15 protein-coding genes are annotated in these 17,621 nt (G+C 64.0%); 9 read left to right on the forward strand and 6 right to left on the reverse strand.

Annotated elements, in window-relative coordinates; translation table 11 throughout:
• Positions 1 to 92: 92 nt before the first annotated feature.
• The 5 genes from SB822_RS07120 to SB822_RS07140 form a co-directional block, all read right to left on the reverse strand.
• Complete coding sequence (locus SB822_RS07120; protein WP_410854402.1) at positions 93 to 2,840, reverse strand: EAL domain-containing protein; 2,748 nt, start codon at positions 2,838 to 2,840, stop codon at positions 93 to 95.
• Positions 2,837 to 3,646, reverse strand: coding sequence for a substrate-binding periplasmic protein (locus SB822_RS07125; RefSeq protein ID WP_410854403.1), 810 nt, complete (start codon positions 3,644 to 3,646; stop codon positions 2,837 to 2,839). Before SB822_RS07125 ends, SB822_RS07120 begins: the two co-directional genes overlap by 4 nt.
• 232 nt (positions 3,647 to 3,878) lie before the next feature.
• Entirely contained in the window at positions 3,879 to 4,388 is a 510-nt protein-coding gene (locus tag SB822_RS07130; protein ID WP_007738966.1) for a hypothetical protein, read from the reverse strand.
• Positions 4,389 to 4,441: 53 nt separating this feature from the next.
• Complete coding sequence (locus tag SB822_RS07135; protein ID WP_410854404.1) at positions 4,442 to 6,253, reverse strand: CPBP family intramembrane glutamic endopeptidase; 1,812 nt, start codon at positions 6,251 to 6,253, stop codon at positions 4,442 to 4,444.
• Positions 6,254 to 6,627: 374 nt separating this feature from the next.
• Positions 6,628 to 7,986: an MFS transporter gene (locus SB822_RS07140; RefSeq protein WP_410854405.1), complete on the reverse strand. Its 1,359-nt coding sequence runs from the start codon at positions 7,984 to 7,986 to the stop codon at positions 6,628 to 6,630.
• Between the two features lie 908 nt (positions 7,987 to 8,894).
• Here SB822_RS07140 and oxlT point away from each other — a divergent pair.
• From oxlT to SB822_RS07180, 8 genes are all read left to right on the forward strand, one after another.
• A complete protein-coding gene (gene oxlT, locus SB822_RS07145; RefSeq protein WP_079500300.1) occupies positions 8,895 to 10,244 on the forward strand; it encodes an oxalate/formate MFS antiporter in 1,350 nt (449 codons plus the stop codon).
• A gap of 333 nt (positions 10,245 to 10,577) precedes the next feature.
• Entirely contained in the window at positions 10,578 to 11,597 is a 1,020-nt protein-coding gene (locus tag SB822_RS07150) for an AAA family ATPase (RefSeq protein ID WP_007581153.1), read from the forward strand.
• Positions 11,594 to 12,460 (forward strand): DUF58 domain-containing protein, encoded by an 867-nt coding sequence (locus tag SB822_RS07155; protein WP_007738959.1) that lies wholly within the window; start codon positions 11,594 to 11,596, stop codon positions 12,458 to 12,460. Before SB822_RS07150 ends, SB822_RS07155 begins: the two co-directional genes overlap by 4 nt.
• Complete coding sequence (locus SB822_RS07160; protein ID WP_410854406.1) at positions 12,457 to 13,335, forward strand: hypothetical protein; 879 nt, start codon at positions 12,457 to 12,459, stop codon at positions 13,333 to 13,335. The genes SB822_RS07155 and SB822_RS07160 overlap by 4 nt, the downstream gene beginning before the upstream one ends.
• Complete coding sequence (locus SB822_RS07165) at positions 13,332 to 14,330, forward strand: vWA domain-containing protein (RefSeq protein WP_410854407.1); 999 nt, start codon at positions 13,332 to 13,334, stop codon at positions 14,328 to 14,330. Before SB822_RS07160 ends, SB822_RS07165 begins: the two co-directional genes overlap by 4 nt.
• The gene (locus SB822_RS07170) at positions 14,327 to 14,887 is read left to right on the forward strand and encodes an MxaK protein (protein ID WP_410854408.1); all 561 of its coding nucleotides are present in this window, start codon (positions 14,327 to 14,329) and stop codon (positions 14,885 to 14,887) included. The genes SB822_RS07165 and SB822_RS07170 overlap by 4 nt, the downstream gene beginning before the upstream one ends.
• Positions 14,884 to 15,870 (forward strand): vWA domain-containing protein, encoded by a 987-nt coding sequence (locus tag SB822_RS07175; protein WP_410854409.1) that lies wholly within the window; start codon positions 14,884 to 14,886, stop codon positions 15,868 to 15,870. The genes SB822_RS07170 and SB822_RS07175 overlap by 4 nt, the downstream gene beginning before the upstream one ends.
• Before the next feature lie 88 nt (positions 15,871 to 15,958).
• Positions 15,959 to 16,282: a hypothetical protein gene (locus SB822_RS07180; protein WP_007581159.1), complete on the forward strand. Its 324-nt coding sequence runs from the start codon at positions 15,959 to 15,961 to the stop codon at positions 16,280 to 16,282.
• Between the two features lie 14 nt (positions 16,283 to 16,296).
• On the opposite strand, the gene SB822_RS07185 is transcribed toward SB822_RS07180, so the two are convergent.
• Positions 16,297 to 16,671 carry a winged helix-turn-helix transcriptional regulator gene (locus tag SB822_RS07185; protein ID WP_007581160.1) on the reverse strand — a complete coding sequence of 125 codons (375 nt, stop codon included), beginning with the start codon at positions 16,669 to 16,671 and terminating at the stop codon, positions 16,297 to 16,299.
• Between the two features lie 91 nt (positions 16,672 to 16,762).
• Between SB822_RS07185 and SB822_RS07190 the strand changes: the two genes are divergently transcribed.
• Entirely contained in the window at positions 16,763 to 17,545 is a 783-nt protein-coding gene (locus tag SB822_RS07190) for an SDR family oxidoreductase (protein WP_007731756.1), read from the forward strand.
• Positions 17,546 to 17,621 lie beyond the last annotated feature (76 nt).

Below are 17,621 nucleotides of genomic sequence, written 5' to 3' on the forward strand. Positions count from 1 at the left end.
CTGCATGATTCAATCGGCCGGCGGCGTGCGTCGCACCCGCCGGCCGTCGCGACTTCATCGCACGAAAGAGACAGAGGCGCAGCCGCGCGTACTCAAGGCGTCTCCAGCGCCCACTCCTTCGAATCGAACGTGTCCGCGAACACCTCGAAGTCTTCGATCGGCAGTGGCCGGCAGAACAGATAGCCCTGGTACGCCTGACACCCCGCATCGGCCAGAAACTGCCGCTGCGCTTCCGTCTCCACACCTTCCGCGATCACACCCAGGCCGAGACTCTGTGCGAGCGTGACAATGGCGCGCGCGATCACGGCATCGTTCGGATCGTCGAGCACGTCGCGCACGAACGACCTGTCGATCTTCAATTGCCCCAGCGGCAAGCGCTTCAGATAAGACAGCGACGAATACCCGACGCCGAAATCATCGAGCGAGAACACCACGCCTTTCGTGCGCAGCAACATCATCTTGCCGATGATGTCCTCGACGTTGTCGACCAGCACGCTCTCCGTCAACTCGAGCTTCAGACGGCTCGGTTCGGCGCCCGTGCGCGCGAGCGCGTCGAGCACGGTGGCGACGAAGTTTTCCTCGCGTAGCTGCTGTGCGCTCACGTTGACGGCGATCGACAGATGCGCCCGGTCCGAGCGCGTGGCCCACTGCGCGAGCTGCCGGCAGGCCGTATCGAGCACCTTGTCGCCGACCGCCAGAATCAGTCCCGTCTCTTCGGCGAGCGGAATGAATTCGGCAGGCGGCACGAGGCCATGCTCGGGATGCTGCCAGCGCACCAGCGCCTCGGCGCCCGTCACGCGGGCGCCATTGAACACCTGTGCCTGGTAGTGCACGAGCAACTGGTCTTCGTCGATCGCGCGGCGCAACGCCGCCTCCAGCGCCGCGCGCTCCATCACTACCGTCTGCATGGCCGGATCGAAGAAGCAGATGGCGTTGCGCCCGCTTTCCTTCGACTTGTACATCGCCAGATCCGACTGCTTCAGCAACTCGTCGATCGATGTTTCGTGGCCCGTGAACAGCGTCGCGCCAATGCTCGCGGTCGTGCGGAAGTCCGTGCCTTCGAGGTAGTAAGGGCTCGAGAGCGCGGCCAGCACCTTTTCGGCGGCGCTCTCCGTCTCGCTCGCTGCTTCTTCGCGGATGCGGCTCAGGTCGCCCAGCACGATCACGAACTCGTCGCCGCCCATGCGCGCGACCGTGTTGCCCTCGCGCACGCTCGCCAGCAGGCGTCGCGCGACCTGGCTCAACAGCAGATCGCCCTTGTCGTGACCGAGCGTGTCGTTGAGCGTCTTGAAGTTGTCGAGATCGACGAACAGCAGCGCGCCGTGCGTATGGTTCTGCGCGCTCAGCGCGATCACCTGTCTGAGCCGGTCGCGCAGCAGCGTGCGGTTCGGCAGATGCGTGAGCGCGTCGAAAAACGCCAGTTCCTTGATCTGCTCTTCCGCGAGCTTGCGCTCGGTGATGTCGTAGTGCGTGCCGACATAGTGCGTGACGCGGCCGTCGTCCGCCTTTACGGCCGTGATGGTCAGCCACTTCGGGTAAATCTCGCCGTTCTTGCGGCGGTCCCAGATTTCGCCCTGCCATCCACCCACGCGCCGGATCGTGTCCCACATGTCGCGGAAAAACGCGGCATCGTGCCGTCCCGAGCTGAGGATGCGCGGGTTCCTGCCGATCACGTCTTCGGCCGTGTAGCCGGTGCACTCGGTGAACGCGGAATTGACGCGCAGGATCGTGCCGTCGGCGTCCGTGACCATCATGCCTTCGAGCGAATCGAAGGCGACGGCGGCGATGCGTAGTTCGGCCTCGCTCTCGCGCACTTCGGCCGTCATCTTCGACGCGAGCCGCATCGCGCGGCTGCGGCCGCTCGCGAGGCTCCATGCGAGCAACGCGAGCAGCAAGCTCAGGCCCGCGCCCGTGCAGGCGATCAGCAGCTTCGCGTTGCGGCCGAAGCGCGCCTTGAAGTCGGGCTGCGCCGTCATCGACAGCGTCCAGTCGTGGCCACCCACCACGAGGTATTCGTTCGCGGAGATCACCTCGAGGTTCTTCGGCTCCGGCGAGCCGTACAGCAGCGCTTCGGACGACGTCTGCGTGCCGTCGTAGATCGACAGGTAGAGGCCGGGCGGCTGCTCGCCGTAAAGGCTCGCCAGCACGTCGCGCATGCGGAACGCCGCATACACCCAGCCGAGCAGATGCGCGCGGCGGTCCTCGACGTTGTCCTGCGGCTCGCCGCGCGCGTAGATGGGCAGATACATCACGAAGCCGGCAACGGGCGGCGCGCCCGCGTCCGACGCCAGTTGCACCTTGCCCGACACGACGGCAAGGCCGGAATCGCGCGACTTTTCCATCGCCAGCCGCCGCACGGCATTTGCCCACGAATCGAAACCAAGCAACGCATTGCCCGCGCCGGAGATCGGCTCGCGCGCGATCAAGGGCGCGTAGCCGTTGCGCTCGCCAGGCGGATTGATCGCGTAGTGACGGCCCGTGCGGATACGCATGTCGGCCATGTGCGCGTCCCGCCGTTCTGCAGGCACCCATTGCACGACGCCGATCGCCTGCACGCCCGCGAAGTTTGCGTCCGCGTTGATCGCGCCGAGGTAGCCGTGAAACGCGTCGAGATCGAGCGAGCCGCGCGCCGCGAACATGCCCTGCACGCCGCGCAGCATCTGCTCGTAGGTCGCCATCCGCTGCTCGATGCGGCTGACGGCATCGCCCAGTGCGAAATTGAATTCGGAAAGCAGCTCGCGCCGCGCGGCCTGGCGCTCGTGATCCCACACTGACCAGGTGATGCTCAACCCGGTCAGGAGAATCAGCAGCGGCAACAGGACGAGGCGCGCGCGGTTCATCGTGGTACGGAGAAGTCGACCATCGAGTCCGCGAGTTCAGGTTTGAAGTATTTCCTGAAAATGCGGCGCACCGTGCCGTCCACGCGCATCTCCTCGACAAGGGCGCGCCATTTCTCCCGCTCCTGCGGCGACAGCGCCCTCTTCGACATGATGAGACCGTGCGGCACGGCGGCGTCGTTGAATTCGATGATGGTGGTGATGTCGCGGATGCGCTTCTCATCCAGCGCCGGATAGTCGAACGGCTCGATGATCATCCCCTGAATGGTGCCGCGCATCAGCGCCTGGTAGAGCGGCTCCAGCCCGCCCGCCTGACTGATGCGATTGGCTGCAGCGAGCGTATCGACCAGTTCGTTGGCGGACTGACTATACCGGAAGCTTCTTATGACACCGAGTTGAAACTGGTCGTTGTGTTCAAAATCGGACAAGTGCCGGATGCCGGCATCCTTGCGCACGAGCAGGTAGAACTTGTCGCTGAAGTACCAGGCGAATTGCGCGTAGCCGTCGCGCTCGTCGTTGGTGATGCCGGACAGGCTGAAATCGAGCGCGCCGGACTCGATCAGCTTCCAGATGCGCGCCCGCGACATCAGGCTCACGCGGATATCGCAGCCGCTGCGGCGGCTCAGTTCGTCGGCGAAATCCTTGTCGATGCCCGCGTTGGTGTCCTGCGAATACAGCAGGCCATGGTCGTGCAGCGCGAGTGTGAACGGACGCGTGCAGTCGGGGCCGCCCGCAGCAAATGCACGCGTGCTGGCGGCACCCAGTGTCGCGAGCACGACTAGCAAGCCTATGAGTCCGCGGTGAATCACGCTGATGCTCCCCGTTGTTCGGTGGTGGGTGGTGCTTGCGTCCGCTGCGCGCGGATGGCCGCTCGCGAGACGATGGCGAGCCTACGCGAAAACGGACCATTCGGGTTAACGGCAAAAAGACAGCTGACTTGACCTGGGTTTTGCCTGGTGCTTCGCGAGGATGACTGAACCGCTCGACAGCGCAGACTCACCTGCTTGCAAATTTCATTTCACTAACGGCGCACGCGCCTTGTCATTGGAACCGCACGTCGACCGCGAACAGTTCTGCTGCATTGTCGTTGATCGCGCAATGACGGCCGGTCTCGACGGTATGGAGCGTGACATACAGACGTTTCAATTCTTCGTGCGTGCCTTTCGGGTTCGCGAAGCGCATCGATTCGATCTGCGCGTCGGTGACGTCGTCGGGCTTCGACAGGACAGGCGTGCAGGTCAGGCGGATCGGCTGTCCATCATACGTGCTGGCGATGCCTGCCGTGGTCGCGTCGTCGATGCCTTTCACAACAGACGCGCCGCCGATCCTCACGTCGTAGACGTCGTGCGCGAACGAGCCTTGCGTCACGCAAAACTCGGCGGACTTGCCCGGCTGGCCGTTGAGCGTCGCTGCACGGCAGGTCGTTTTTCCGGGCACGGCATCGAGCGTGGCGGCCTCGGCTGCGGGTGACGCGGCATCGACGGGGGCTGACGTGAAGATCGACGAAGCAGCCGCAAGCGCGGCAAAACAGGCAAACAGTTTCAGTTTCATTTGAAAGCGCTTTAACAAAAAACCTTATGGGCAATTTCGGAACGACGCGACGATCACGCCACCGCCGCCACGAAAATCGCATTGTTGACGGCATGCAGCAGGACGGGCATCGCGAGGCCCTGGGTCTTTTTGGCAAGCCAGCCGGCCACGAGCGCCAGCAGGAACAGATAGGCGAACGCGCGCAAGTCCTGGTGCATCGATGCGAACACTACTGCCTGAAGCACGTTCGACCAGCGGAAGCCAAGGTGCCGTGACAAGCCGCCCAGCAGCGCGCCGCGAAACACCAGTTCTTCGATGACGGGGACGGCCACGCAAAGAATCGCGACGGCGAGCGGCAGCGAACCCATTGCCTTCGCGCCGATCACGATCGAATGGGCGAACGACACGACGCTCGTCTCCGCGACGTGCGGCGCGCGCGACGCCGTCGCCCAACGCAACACGTTCAGACTGAGAACGCCCGCCGCAGGCAGGATCCACACGGGCTTCCACGCGCCTTGCCCCCACCAGCTGCGCCACGCGATACGCTTCGCGATCCACGCGAGGCCGGCCGCCGCAAACAGCAGCGTCCATAGGTACGACACAACGAGATCGCTTTGCCAGCCGACACGCCCGACCTTGTCCTTCACCTGCGCGATGAGCGCCGTTCCCGAGTGAAACGACATCACCAGCCAGAGCGCGATCAGGAACAGGCTTAGCGCATACCACGCATGCCTCAGCCCGATACCCGCGAACAGCGGCTCGGACAGCTTGCCTTTGCGCAAGCGCACTACGCCGCGATAGTGAACGGGAAACAGCAGCAGGCCCGGCAAGCAGGCGAACATGGCGACCATCGTCAGGTCGCCGGCGGCAAGCGGAAGCAGATCGAGCCTGAAGGCGACGGGGGGATCGAGAGCCAGCAGATGCGCGTAGGCCGACGACAGCCGCACCGCGTTGCGCGAGCGCGAATACTCGTCGGCGATCACGGCGGCGGCAGCGTTGGCATCATGTGTATCGAAGGCGACGTCCAGCCGCAATTGCCGCAACTGCGGCGACTCGTTCTTGATGGGCGTCTTGTCGGCCGACAGAATGGACTGCGCCGCGATCGAATTTCCTGCGTGCTGAAGGGCTCGGGCGTGCGTGTACGTGTCGATCTTCAAGCCCGCTTTTTCGGCCCTGTGCAATTCGTCGAGCGCCGCCGCGGACGTCAGCACGTCCACTGCCGTGTTGATGCGCCGGGACTCCGTCCAGGCCATCTTTGCAACGGGCGACGCCGCCAGCATCGCCACCCCTTCCTGCACCTTGCCATGCCCGCCGAGATACCGGACGGCCTCCAGCAACTGCGGACTGTCCGGGTCCAGATGAGCGGCGATCACGGCTTCCTCGCCAGCGCGTCTGTCGTCTTTCTGCCAGGCGTACGCACGCGACAACGCTGCATGCAGCCGCGCCCGCTGCGCCGGCGTCCAGTTCGCCGAACGCATGACGAGCGGCTCGCCGAAACTGGTGGCGTCCTTGCCGAAGCGCTGCTCGAGATTGAAGAGCAACGCGTCGGGATTCGACGGGAACTGCTTGTCGAGGCGCGTGCGGCACGCTTCGAGATCTTTCGACGCGACACCGGACCACGCAAGCTCCTCGGACCATGCAAAGCGCTGGATGAACGTGCAACGTGCGATCGCCAGCGCGGCGTCGTTGGGTTGCTGGTTCTGGGCGTGATCGTAGGCGTCCAGCACGTTCTTGTACGCAACCTGCTGCTGGTCCGAGACCAGGCCGGCTGCGCGATCAGCGGAGTGCAGCAGATCGGGCGCCGGTGTCGTCGCGCTGCTGGCGTGACAGATCCCGCACATCAGCGCGACACCCAACGACAGCAAGCGCTTTTTTATCGACATCATGGCCTGTCGCACATCGCGCCCGAGGAATCGGCGAACGTCGACGCGCCTGCGCATGCGGCCGTGAAGAAAAAGCCGATAAGCCTGGACCGTGGCGTCCCGACCTCTCTCAGATAGTTGTACATGACTCTTGTCTCGCAGAACCCGTCCGCGCGAGGCGTGGCGCTAGCCATCACGCGCAAAAACGGCATGTCGCTCGAACATGCTTACGGCAACGAGTCACGGAAACTTTAGAAGCGCGAAAACGCGGAGTTATCGGTTGACGAGCCATTTGACAATTCGAATCCAAAGGCTCAAAAGCAACGCGCCCACGATCTCGACGATCGTGGGCGCGAAACGAAGCCCGAACCCGTTTTAAACGAAGGAAACGCGCGTGCTCAGTGGCCCAGCGATTCCAGCTTTGCTCCCGCCACCTGGCTGGCCTGCGGCCTCGCCATCTGCTTGACCAGCAGCGCGACGCACGCAACCAGACCGGCAATCGCAATCGTCGCGAACACGCCGGAAAACGTGAAGTGCCGGCGCGTCAGTTCCGCGACGAGAAACGAGCCGGCAATGCCGCCGAAGCGCCCGACGCCAAGCATCCACGCGACACCCGTGCCGCGCCCTTCCGTCGGATAGAACGCAGCCGCGAGGGCGGGCATCGATGATTGCGCGGTGTTCATCAGCACGCCGGCGATGAACACGATCGCCACCAGCGCGCCGACATTGCCCGCCGCCTGCCCGATGCAGTACACGCTGATGGCCGTCAGTGCGTAGCACACGGCAATCACGCGGTTCGCATTGAAGCGGTCCATCAGCACGCCCGCCAGCACCGCGCCGACGCCGCCGAGCGGGAACAGCGCTGAGATCAGCGTCGCGCTCTTCGGCGTGAGGCCCGCGTCCTTCAACAGAATCGGCATCCAGTTGATCGACGCATAGAAAATCACTAGGCCCATGAAATACGTGAGCCACAGCATCACCGAGCCGACCATGTACGAACGCGACAGCACGACGCCGAGCCCCTTGCTGCCCGTTTGCGGCGCCGTCTCCGTCATCACGAACGATCCGGCGTTCAGCGCCTGCGACGAGATGCGCGCGAGCGTCGCGCGAATCCGTTCGACGGGCTGACTGCTCGCCACCATGAAGCGCACCGACTCGGGCATCTTGAGCAGCAGCACGACACCGAGCAACAACGGCGTCACGCCGCCGAGCATCAGCACGGTGCGCCAACCGAAATGCGGGATCATCCACGCGGCGAGAAAGCCGCCAAATGCCGCGCCCAGCGGAAAGCCGCAGAACATCAGGTTGATCACTGTCGCGCGCCGGCGGTCCGGGCAGAATTCGCCCATCATGGTTACGGCGTTCGGCATCGCGGCGCCGAGGCCGACGCCCGTGATGAAGCGCAGCACGGTCAATTGCCCGATGCTCGACGAAAACGCCGACGCGAGGCACGCGATGCCGAACAGGAAGACGGACGTGAGCAGCAGCGACCGGCGTCCGAGCCGGTCGGACAGCGGACCCGAGCCGAGCGCGCCGCACGCGAGGCCGAACAGCGCGGCGCTCAGCACGGGCGCGAGATCAGGCCGCGACAGGCCCCACTCGGTCAAGAGCGATGGCGCGATAAAGCCGATCGCCGCCGTGTCGAAACCGTCCAGCAGGACGATCACGAAGCACATGAAAAACACGAGCCATTGAAAGCCACCGAATGGCTGCTCGTTGATGAACGTCTGAACGTTCACGACGGAAGTGCGGTTCATCGACTGTCTCCTGCTACGCACGACGCAATGCTGCGCCTGTGATCCTATATTGCCTCAGAAGCGAGGCGCGATACGCATGCTCGTGACGAACACGGTGCGCGATACGAAGAAGAAGACGTCACGCGCCATTGTTCGTATATCGCACAATCTTTCAGATTGCGAACACTTTATCGTTTTGCATCGGCAAGCGTCAACGAAGGGTTATTACTGATGGATCGGTGTTGGGACGGCAGATGCAGCACGTCGGGCATCTCGCGACAACGAACGTGCTTCACGCGACCTCGACTTTTCATCGAGCATGCTCTGTGACGTTTTAGACTGAAAAACAAGGCAAAAACTGAAACGACAATAGATTTGGATGCCTTATCAAATACGTGTTCATGTCACGGAAACGGACAGCATCCGCCCCAACGATCATCCTTACATACGCGACGACAGAAGACCGTGCCGCCCGCCAAATAGTCGGGCGTGAAGCACAGCCATCGTCCCATTTCGACTCAATCGACGCGTTCCCACGACACCCACATACTTACAAACAAAAAACTTTCCTTACTTTTTACTTTCATATATAACGACAAGGCATGTCGCGAACACGCCTGTCTCGCACATGTCCTCAGCCCACCCGTGCTAGCCGGTGGGCTTTTTTTTGGTGTATTCGCTTAATCGCAGGTCACATACAAATTCCTTTCATCAGTCCATACCTCTCGGTGAAAACCCCTCCACTCTTTCACTTGACTTACTTGATATATCACATATCGTATGGAATCTATCAGCGTCGCATTTTTAGCGCCGGTGATCGGAAGAGCCGCTCAGGCCCCCGCAAAACTCAACAGGCAAGTTTCGCAACTATCGTGCACGCGACGTGAGCGGCGCTGAAGCGCCCCCTCCCGTCGTCAAAGGAGACAGCGATGAAGACAGAGCATCAGGAAGGGCCGTCGTCGTGGTATGCATCACCGTGGGTGCAGCTCGTATTCGGCGTGGTCTGCATGGCGATGATCGCCAACATGCAGTACGGCTGGACCCTGTTCGTCAACCCGATCGACGAGAAGTATCACTGGGGCCGCGCGGCCATTCAGGTTGCGTTCACAATCTTCGTCGTGACGGAAACCTGGCTCGTGCCGATTGAAGGCTACCTCGTCGACAAGTACGGGCCGAAGCCGGTCGTGGTCGGCGGCGGGCTGCTTTGCGCCGTCGCCTGGGTGATCAACTCGATGGCGTCGTCGCTGCCGCTGCTGTACACCGCGGCCGCCATCGGCGGGATCGGCGCGGGCGCTGTCTACGGCACGTGCGTCGGCAATGCGCTGAAGTGGTTTCCGACCCGCCGCGGTCTCGCGGCCGGGATCACGGCAGCCGGCTTCGGTGCGGGTTCGGCGGCGACCGTCGTGCCGATCGCCAACATGATCAAGCACAGCGGCTACGAGGCGACCTTCCTGTGGTTCGGCCTCGGCCAGGGCATCGTCGTGTTCCTGCTCGGCATGTTCCTGCTCGCGCCGTCCGCCAGCGTGCTGGCGTCCGCGAAGAGCGCGCTGTCCAGTGCCAAGCGCCTCGTGCACAACGCGACGCCGCGCGAGGTGGTGTCCGCGCCGGTCTTCTGGGTCATGTACCTGATGTTCGTGATGATGGCGGCAGGCGGCCTGATGGCGACGGCGCAGCTCGGGCCGATCGCGAAGGACTTCGGCTTGCACGACTCGCCCGTTTCGCTGCTTGGCCTGACGTTGCCCGCGCTGACCTTTGCGCTGACGATCGACCGTGTGCTGAATGGTCTGACGCGTCCGTTCTTCGGCTGGATCTCGGATCGCATCGGCCGCGAAAACACGATGTTCATCGCGTTCGCCATCGAGGCCGTCGGCATTCTCGCGCTGTCGAAGTTCGGTCAGAGCCCGGTGGCGTTCGTCGTGCTGACGGGTATCGTGTTCTTCGCGTGGGGCGAAATCTACAGCCTGTTCCCCGCCACCTGCGGCGACACGTTCGGGCCGAAGTTCGCGGCCACCAACGCCGGCCTGCTTTACACGGCGAAGGGCACGGCAGCGCTGCTGGTGCCGTTCACGAGCATCGTCACGGCAGCGACGGGCAGTTGGCACGCCGTGTTCATGCTGGCGTCGGGCATGGCCGCCGTCGCCGCATTCCTGGCGCTCTTCGTGCTCAAGCCGATGCGCCGCGCTTACACGCTCCAGCATTCGGAGGCGTCGCTGGACACGCCGTACGGTTCCTCGACGCGCATCAGCGACTCGGCGCGTATTTCGGCTGAAGGAGGCTGATCGGCAGCACGTGTTTTGAGGTTGTCAGGATGCCCGTTTGCCAGCGCGCGACGGGCATCCGTCATTCCGGAAGCTTTAAGCACTACCGCTCTCGCACGTCATTCCTGGCGCACTCTGTAGCAGCGGGCGTGACACACTGCCCTCATCCTGCCGCCAGCTGTCCAGTTCCGCGCCGCGCATCCGACCCTGCACCAATCTGGCACGAACCGTGCGCGCCACGCAGTCGCCGATACGCACGCCTCCGCTCCAGCAACGCTTCGTCGCCGCAATCCGTCGAATCCGCGGGCGTACGTGTCGCCCTTCCGACACTGGCCGACCGCAGAGGCGAATCCGATGGACCGCGAAGAGCTACTCGAAGACTGGCGCACGCTCGCGCTCGATATCGAGCATCAGGTGGAAAACGCAGTCATCGGGCAGCCCGAGACCATCCGGCTGATCAACGTCGCGCTGTTCGCGCGCGGCCACGTGCTGCTCGAAGGCGGTGTCGGCGTCGGCAAGACGACGATCCTGCGTGCGTTCGCACGGGCGATCGGTGGCGATTTCGAGCGCGTCGAAGGGACGATCGACCTGATGCCGGGCGATCTCGTCTATCACACGTATGTCGATGCCGAGGGCAAGCCGCGCATCGAGCCCGGACCGCTCATCAAGCACGGCGAACGGCTCGCCACCTTCTTCTTCAACGAGATCAACCGTGCGCGCCCGCAGGTGCAATCGCTGCTGTTGCGCGCGATGGCCGAGCGCTCGGTGTTCGCATTCGATCGCGAATACCGCTTTCCTTATATGACCGTGTTCGCCGACCGCAACAAGGTCGAGAAGGAAGAAACCTTCGAACTCGCGGCGGCGGCGCGCGACCGATTCATGTTCGAACTGAATATGTCGACGCCCGAGGACGCGGCCGCACGGCGCGCGCTCGTCTTCGATCCCGACTTCCACGACACGGAAGCGCTGCTCGCGCGCGTCACGACCGACGTGCTGCCGTGGCAACGGCTGAACGCGATTGGCGCGAGCATTCAACGGACGATACACGCGAGCGAGGCGATCGAACGTTACGCGCTCGACATCTGGCGCGCGACCGAAAACCCGTTGCAGTTCGATATCACGCTCGACGACGTGGACATGCAGCGCCTGATTCTCGCCGGGGCGAGCCCGCGCGGTATGAGCGCGCTGCTGCGGGCGGCGCGCGTGGTCGCGTGGCTCGACGGGCGCACGTATCTGATGCCCGAGGACATTCACCGCGTGCTGCTGCCGACACTCGGGCACCGCGTGTACTTCACGCCCATCTACGAGTTGCGCCGCCAGGAACTCTCCGATGCGCTGATGACGCAGATCGTTTCGAGGATCGCGGCGCCGTGAACACGTTTGCGGAGTTCCAGTACCGGCTTCCCGTGCGGGTGTCGGGTGCGCGGCCCGGCGGGCATCGCGGGTCGAGCGTCGGCATCGGCCAGGAGTTCGCGGCGCACACGCGGCTGTTCGATCATCCCGATCCACGCCGGATCGATGTGCGCGCAAGCATTCGCAGCGTGCAGCGCGAATGGCTCGTGCGCGTGCACCGGCAGCGCGTGGCCGTGCCCGTGCATGCCGTCGTCGATGTGTCCGCGTCGATGCGCTTCGGCGCCGCGAGCACGAAGCTGGAAGTGGCAGCGGCGTTCGTCGAAGCGCTCGGGCATAGCGCGTTTCGCATCGGCGACCCGGTCGGCATGCTCGCATTCGACGACGACGCGCGCGAGGATCTTTTCGTGCCCACGCGGCACGCGCGCGGCATGGGTCCGCTGATGGCGGAACTGTTGCGCGATTGCGCGCCGCGGCAAACGCGCGCGCAGTCGCGCGAGCGCGGCTTGCGCGATATCGCGACGCGTCTTGCTGGCCGCGCGTGTCTCGTCTTTCTCGTGTCCGATTTTCATTGGCCGCTGGCCGCGCTGCCCGGACTGCTCGACACGCTGACTCACGCTTGGGTCGTGCCCGTCGTGCTGTGGGACCGCGCGGAAATCGAGCCGCCGTCGCACAACGGCTGGATGTCGCTCGTCGATATCGAATCTGGCGAAATGCGCTCGATGTGGATGCGCGATTCCGTCCGCGAGGGCTGGCGCAGCGCCGTCGCGGAGCGGCGCGCGCAAATCAATGCGCTGTTCGCGCGTCACGGCATCCGCCCGTTCTTCAATCAAGGCACGTTCGAACCCGAAGCGCTCAGCCGATACTTTCTCGAGATGACGGCATGATCCGCATCGGCACCTGTGCGACGGCTCTCGCATGCGCGTTGATGATCGCAAGCGCGTGCGTTCGCGCAGAACCCGCGACCGTACAGCAGCCACGTGCCTTCGGCCACGTGCTCGGCGACATCGTGACGCAACAGGTGCTGCTCGGCCCGGACGATCGCGCCGCCGAATTGTCGGCGATGCCGTCGACGGGCCGCGTCAACGCGTGGCTCGAACGGCGCCCACCGTCGATCAGCACGGATGCCGACGGCCACCGCTGGCTCGTGCTCGACTACCAGGTGATGAACTCGCCGCGTGCGCCCGCCGTTACCTCGACGCCGCCGCTCCAATTGCGGCTCGCATCGGGCAAGACACTCGATATCGCGGCAAGCCCGCTGTCGATCGGTCCGCTCGCGCCGTTGGGTCTCGCCGACGCCGGACGCCTCGCGGGACTTCAGCCCGACCGGCTGCTCGCGCCCGAATCGACGGCGCCGCTGCGGCGCGCGTTGACCGTGTGGATCGCGCTAACCGTCGCGGTGATGATCGCGTGGCTCGGCTGGTGGCTATGGCGCAACCAGCGCGACGCGCGGCAGCTTCCGTTTGCGAAGGCATGGTCGCGTTTCGGGCGGCAGGACGACGCCGCACTCGAAGCGAATCCCGATGCCTGGCGCGGTCTGCATCGCGCGCTCGATGAAGCGGCGGGCCGTGTCGTGCTGGCCGGCTCGGTGCCGGACCTGACGGCGAAAGCGCCACATCTGCGTGAGCTTCAGCCGCAACTCGAACAGTTCTTCCAGCGTTCGTCAGACCGGTTCTTCAGTCAGTTGCCGGTAGCGTCGACATTTTCATTGCGCGAGTTGTATCGCGCGCTGTATCGCGCGGAAAAGCGCCATCACCGATGAGCACGCCGCCCGATTTCCTCTATCCGTGGGCGCTCGTTTTGCTGCCGCTCGCCGCGTTGCCGCTGCTGCGCCGAAGCATCGATACGCTGCCGTATTCGTGGGTCGCGTGGCTGCCGCACGATCGCGCAGGCCGCGTCGTCGCGTTCATCTGGCGCGCCGCCGCGATGGTCGCGCTCGCGGCCGTGATCGTCGGGCTTGCGGGGCCGGGCTGGTCCGGCGAGCAGACGCGCATCACGGGAACGGGCGCGGAAATCCTGATTCTGATGGACGGCAGCGGCAGCATGAACCAGCCGATCAGCAGCGGATCGATGAATGTCGCCGACGCGCCCACCGCAGGCGAAACCAAAAACCAGATGGCACGCGATGCAATCACCGCGTTCGTCGCGCAACGCGTGAACGACCGCTTCGCGTTCATGCTGTTCGGCACGCATCCGATGCTGGCCGTTCCCTTCACACGCGACCGCTCGGTGATCGACGCCGCGATTGCCGCGACGGGCATCGGACGCGGCACGCCGGATACCTTGCTCGACCGCGGCATCCAGTACGCCGTCGAACTGTTCGATGGCCGCGCGCGCATGAGCAGCCGCGCGATCGTGCTGGTCTCGGACGGCGGCGCGCGGCTCGACGACGTGGCGCGTGAGCAGATCCGCGCGGGACTGTCGCGCAACGGCGTCGCGTTTTACTTCGTCTATCTGCGCAGTGGCATTTACAGTCCCGACCTGCATGTGCGTCCCGCCGACACCGACCATTCGCCGGAAGCCGAGCTGCACCGCTTCTTCCTGTCGCTGCCGACGCCCTATCGTCTCTATCAGGCCGACAGTCCGCAACAGGTTGCTCGCGCGATGAGCGACATCGCGCGCAATGAAAACGCGCCTGTGTCGTTCGTCGAACGGCTGCCGAGGCAGGATCGCAGCGCCTGGTGTTATGCGACGGCGCTCGTCTGCTGCGCGCTGCTGATCGGCGTGTGGTTCATGCAAAAGCGGAGCCTGCGATGAAGCGGCTGCCCATCCATCTGATGTTCGGCGTGGCGACGCTGTGCTGCGTCGGCGTTGCCGGCTACTACGCGGTGCGTCTTCAGCACGTCGTGCAGGCGAATCGCGAGATCGCCGCGATCGACACGCAACAGCGCGAGCAATGGAGCAAGTCCGCGACGGACAGCAACGCGCCCCCCGTGCGGCTCGCGCAAGCCGTCGCGCTCGCGCGCGCCGGGCAGCATGCGGAGGCGGGCAAGCTCTACTACGACCTGTCGCGGCTCGCGCCTTCGAGTGAAACGGGGCGCCTCGCGCTCTACGATCTCGCCAACATGTATCTGCGCGAAGCTGCCGGCGACAGCGCGCAAGGCCCCGTGCGCTCGCCGCCGATGCTGGAAACCGCGAAGGCGCGCTATCGGGAACTGTTGCGGCTCGAACCCGGCAACTGGGATGCACGCTACAACCTCGAGCGCGCGCTGCGCCTCGCGCCCGAAGCGCAAGACACCGCCGACGACATCAACGACGTGAAGGAGCAGCACAACATCAACGTGCGCGGCGCGGCGCCGGAGGAACTGCCGTGAAGCGCGACGCGCGGCCATGGATGCGCTATCTGCGCGGACGCTGGTGGCACCTTCCGCTTGCGTCGCTGCTGCTCGCGGCGGCCGTCCTGATGCTGCCCGTCGAATTCAAACGCCCGGTGTTCCGCTACGTCGTCACGTTCGATATCACGCAGAGCATGGACGTCGAGGACGTTGCAATGGGCGGCAAGCCCGTGAGCCGGATCGACCTCGCGAAGGCGGCGATAAGCGACGTGTTGCAGCATTTACCGTGCGGGTCGGAAATCGGCTGGAGCGTGTTCACGAATCAGCGCTCGCTGCTGCTGGTTGCACCTGTCGAAGTCTGCAGCAACTACGATGCGCTGCTCTCGTCGCTCGATCAGATCAGCGGAAACATGCGCTGGGTCAACAGCAGCGTGATCGCGCAAGGCGGAATCTATTCGGCCGTCCGCGCCGCCACCGATCTTGGCCACAATACGGACGTCGTGTTCATCACCGATGGCCAGGAAGCGCCACCCGTCGCGCCGAACGAAACGACGGTGCGCGACATTCCGCAAGGGCTCGTGCATGGCTGGCTGATCGGTGTCGGCGGCGACCAGCCCGCGCCGATTCCGAAGACCAATGCCGACGGCGTGCGCACCGGCTACTGGCAAGCGGATGAAGTGAGGCAGGTGCGGCCCGAGCCCGGCGCGCCTGCGGTCGCAGAGAGCCACGAAGAACTGTCGCAACTCAGGGAAACGTATCTGGAAGCCCTGGCAGGGCATCTCGGCTTCGGTTACAGGCGGCTCGTCGGCCCGACTTCGCTGCGCGCGCCACTGATGGACGCGCGTTACGCGCACCCGATACCCGTAGCTACCGATATCCGCTGGGCGCCTGCGCTGCTCGCACTGATTCTGCTCGTGTGGCGCTTTCTTCCGGCAAGAAGCATCGCGCAAGCGGACAAGCCCGCAAGCGCGTCAATCGTCACGGCTCGCACGCGCAGTGCTCCCGTTACCGCTGGCTCGTAGCGCGCGAGGCTATCCGGCACGCGCTTAAAGAAACACCCCCAGGCACGCCGACTGCTCCTTTGTCATCATTTCGTAAGGACCACCGGCCATGCACTCGACGCTTATCTCATTCTTCTCTCGCCGCCTGCTTTCATCGGCGGGGGTGTTCTGCGCCGCGATGTCGCTGTCCGCATTCGCCGATGCGCAGATCACCGCGCCAAGCGGCGCGGGCTCGCAGGAAAACCGCACCGCGCCGATGGGCACGAAGTCCGATCCGCCGCCTGCGCACATGCTCGAATCGAACACCCCGCAAGCCGCCGAAGCAAAGCCTGGGCAACGCAGCAAGGCGAAAGGCAAGTCCGTGCACAAGCCCGAAGGCGCGGGCGGTTTCGACAACGGTCTTTATGGCACCGGCGCGGGAAGTAACAAATAGCCGTCAAGCCGCCCTCACGATTCTCCGACGCGATTCATGTTCTTTTGAATCACGTCCTCTTTATTCATGTTCTTTTCTTCGGACCATTTGAGCAACGAATCGAGCGCGGGACACAATGCCTGTCCCCACTCGGTCATCCGGTATTCGACCTTGGGCGGCACCTGCGGATATTGCTTCCGCTCGACGATGCCGTCCGCTTCGAGTTGCCGAAGCTGTTGAGCGAGCATCTTTTGCGAAATGCCGGGAATCAGCTTCTCGAGGTCCGAGAAGCGCTGCACCTGGCCGCCAAAGAGATGAAAAAGAATCACAAGTTTCCAGCGTCCTTCGAGCAAACGAAAAACGGCTTCGACATCGGCGGCGGCCGTTGCGGCCGTATAAACCTTCCTCATAGGTAAGTCACTTACTTTTTCGTGCGTTCTTGTGGAACAGGTTGCTGATAGCGAGAATGAATGTATCGCAATTCACGACTTCATATCGGATATGGCATTGAACGCATTGAACCTCGCAGGCATGCGCACGCTCGTCACGGCAGGCACGAAGGGCATCGGCAAAGCGGTCGTCGAGCGCTTCGTCGAACTGGGCGCGACGGTGTTGACGACTGCGCGCACGCACACGCAGGATATCGACGCACGACACTTCGTGACCGCGGATCTGAGCACCGAAGAGGGTTGCGCAAGCGTCACGCGCGCGGTTAAGGAAAAGCTGGGCGGTCTCGATGCGATCGTGCACGTGCTCGGCGGTTCATCAGCACCCGCCGGGGGCTTTGCCGCTCTCGGCGACGACGAATGGCAAAAGGAACTCGACCTCAATCTCTTTCCCGCAGTGCGGCTCGATCGCGCGCTTTTGCCGGCCATGATTGCGCAGGGAAAAGGCGTCGTGATTCATGTGACGTCGATTCAGAACCGTCTGCCGTTGCCCGAATCGACGACAGCTTATGCGGCCGCGAAGGCTGCGTTATCGGCGTATAGCAAATCGCTGTCGAAGGAAGTGACGCCCAAAGGTATCCGCGTCGTACGCGTGTCGCCCGGCTGGGTCGAAACGGAAGCGGCCGTCGCATTGGCGGAACGTCTCGCCGCGGAAGCGGGCACCGACTATGAAGGCGGCAAGTCGATCATCATGAAGTCGCTCGGCGGCATTCCGCTCGGTCGTCCGGCGAAGCCTGCGGAAGTCGCGGATCTGATCGCGTTTCTGGCTTCGCCGCTCGCATCGGCGATCAGCGGAACGGAGTATGTGATCGATGGTGGAACGGTGCCGACGGTGTAGGCGCGACGCAGATTTCGATCGAAGTGCTCGCGCGCGAGCCCGCCACAGTTTGCACTTCACGATCAGCATGCTCGGG

Source organism: Paraburkholderia sp. SIMBA_054 (assembly GCF_046534875.1).
Lineage (GTDB): Bacteria > Pseudomonadota > Gammaproteobacteria > Burkholderiales > Burkholderiaceae > Paraburkholderia > Paraburkholderia hospita.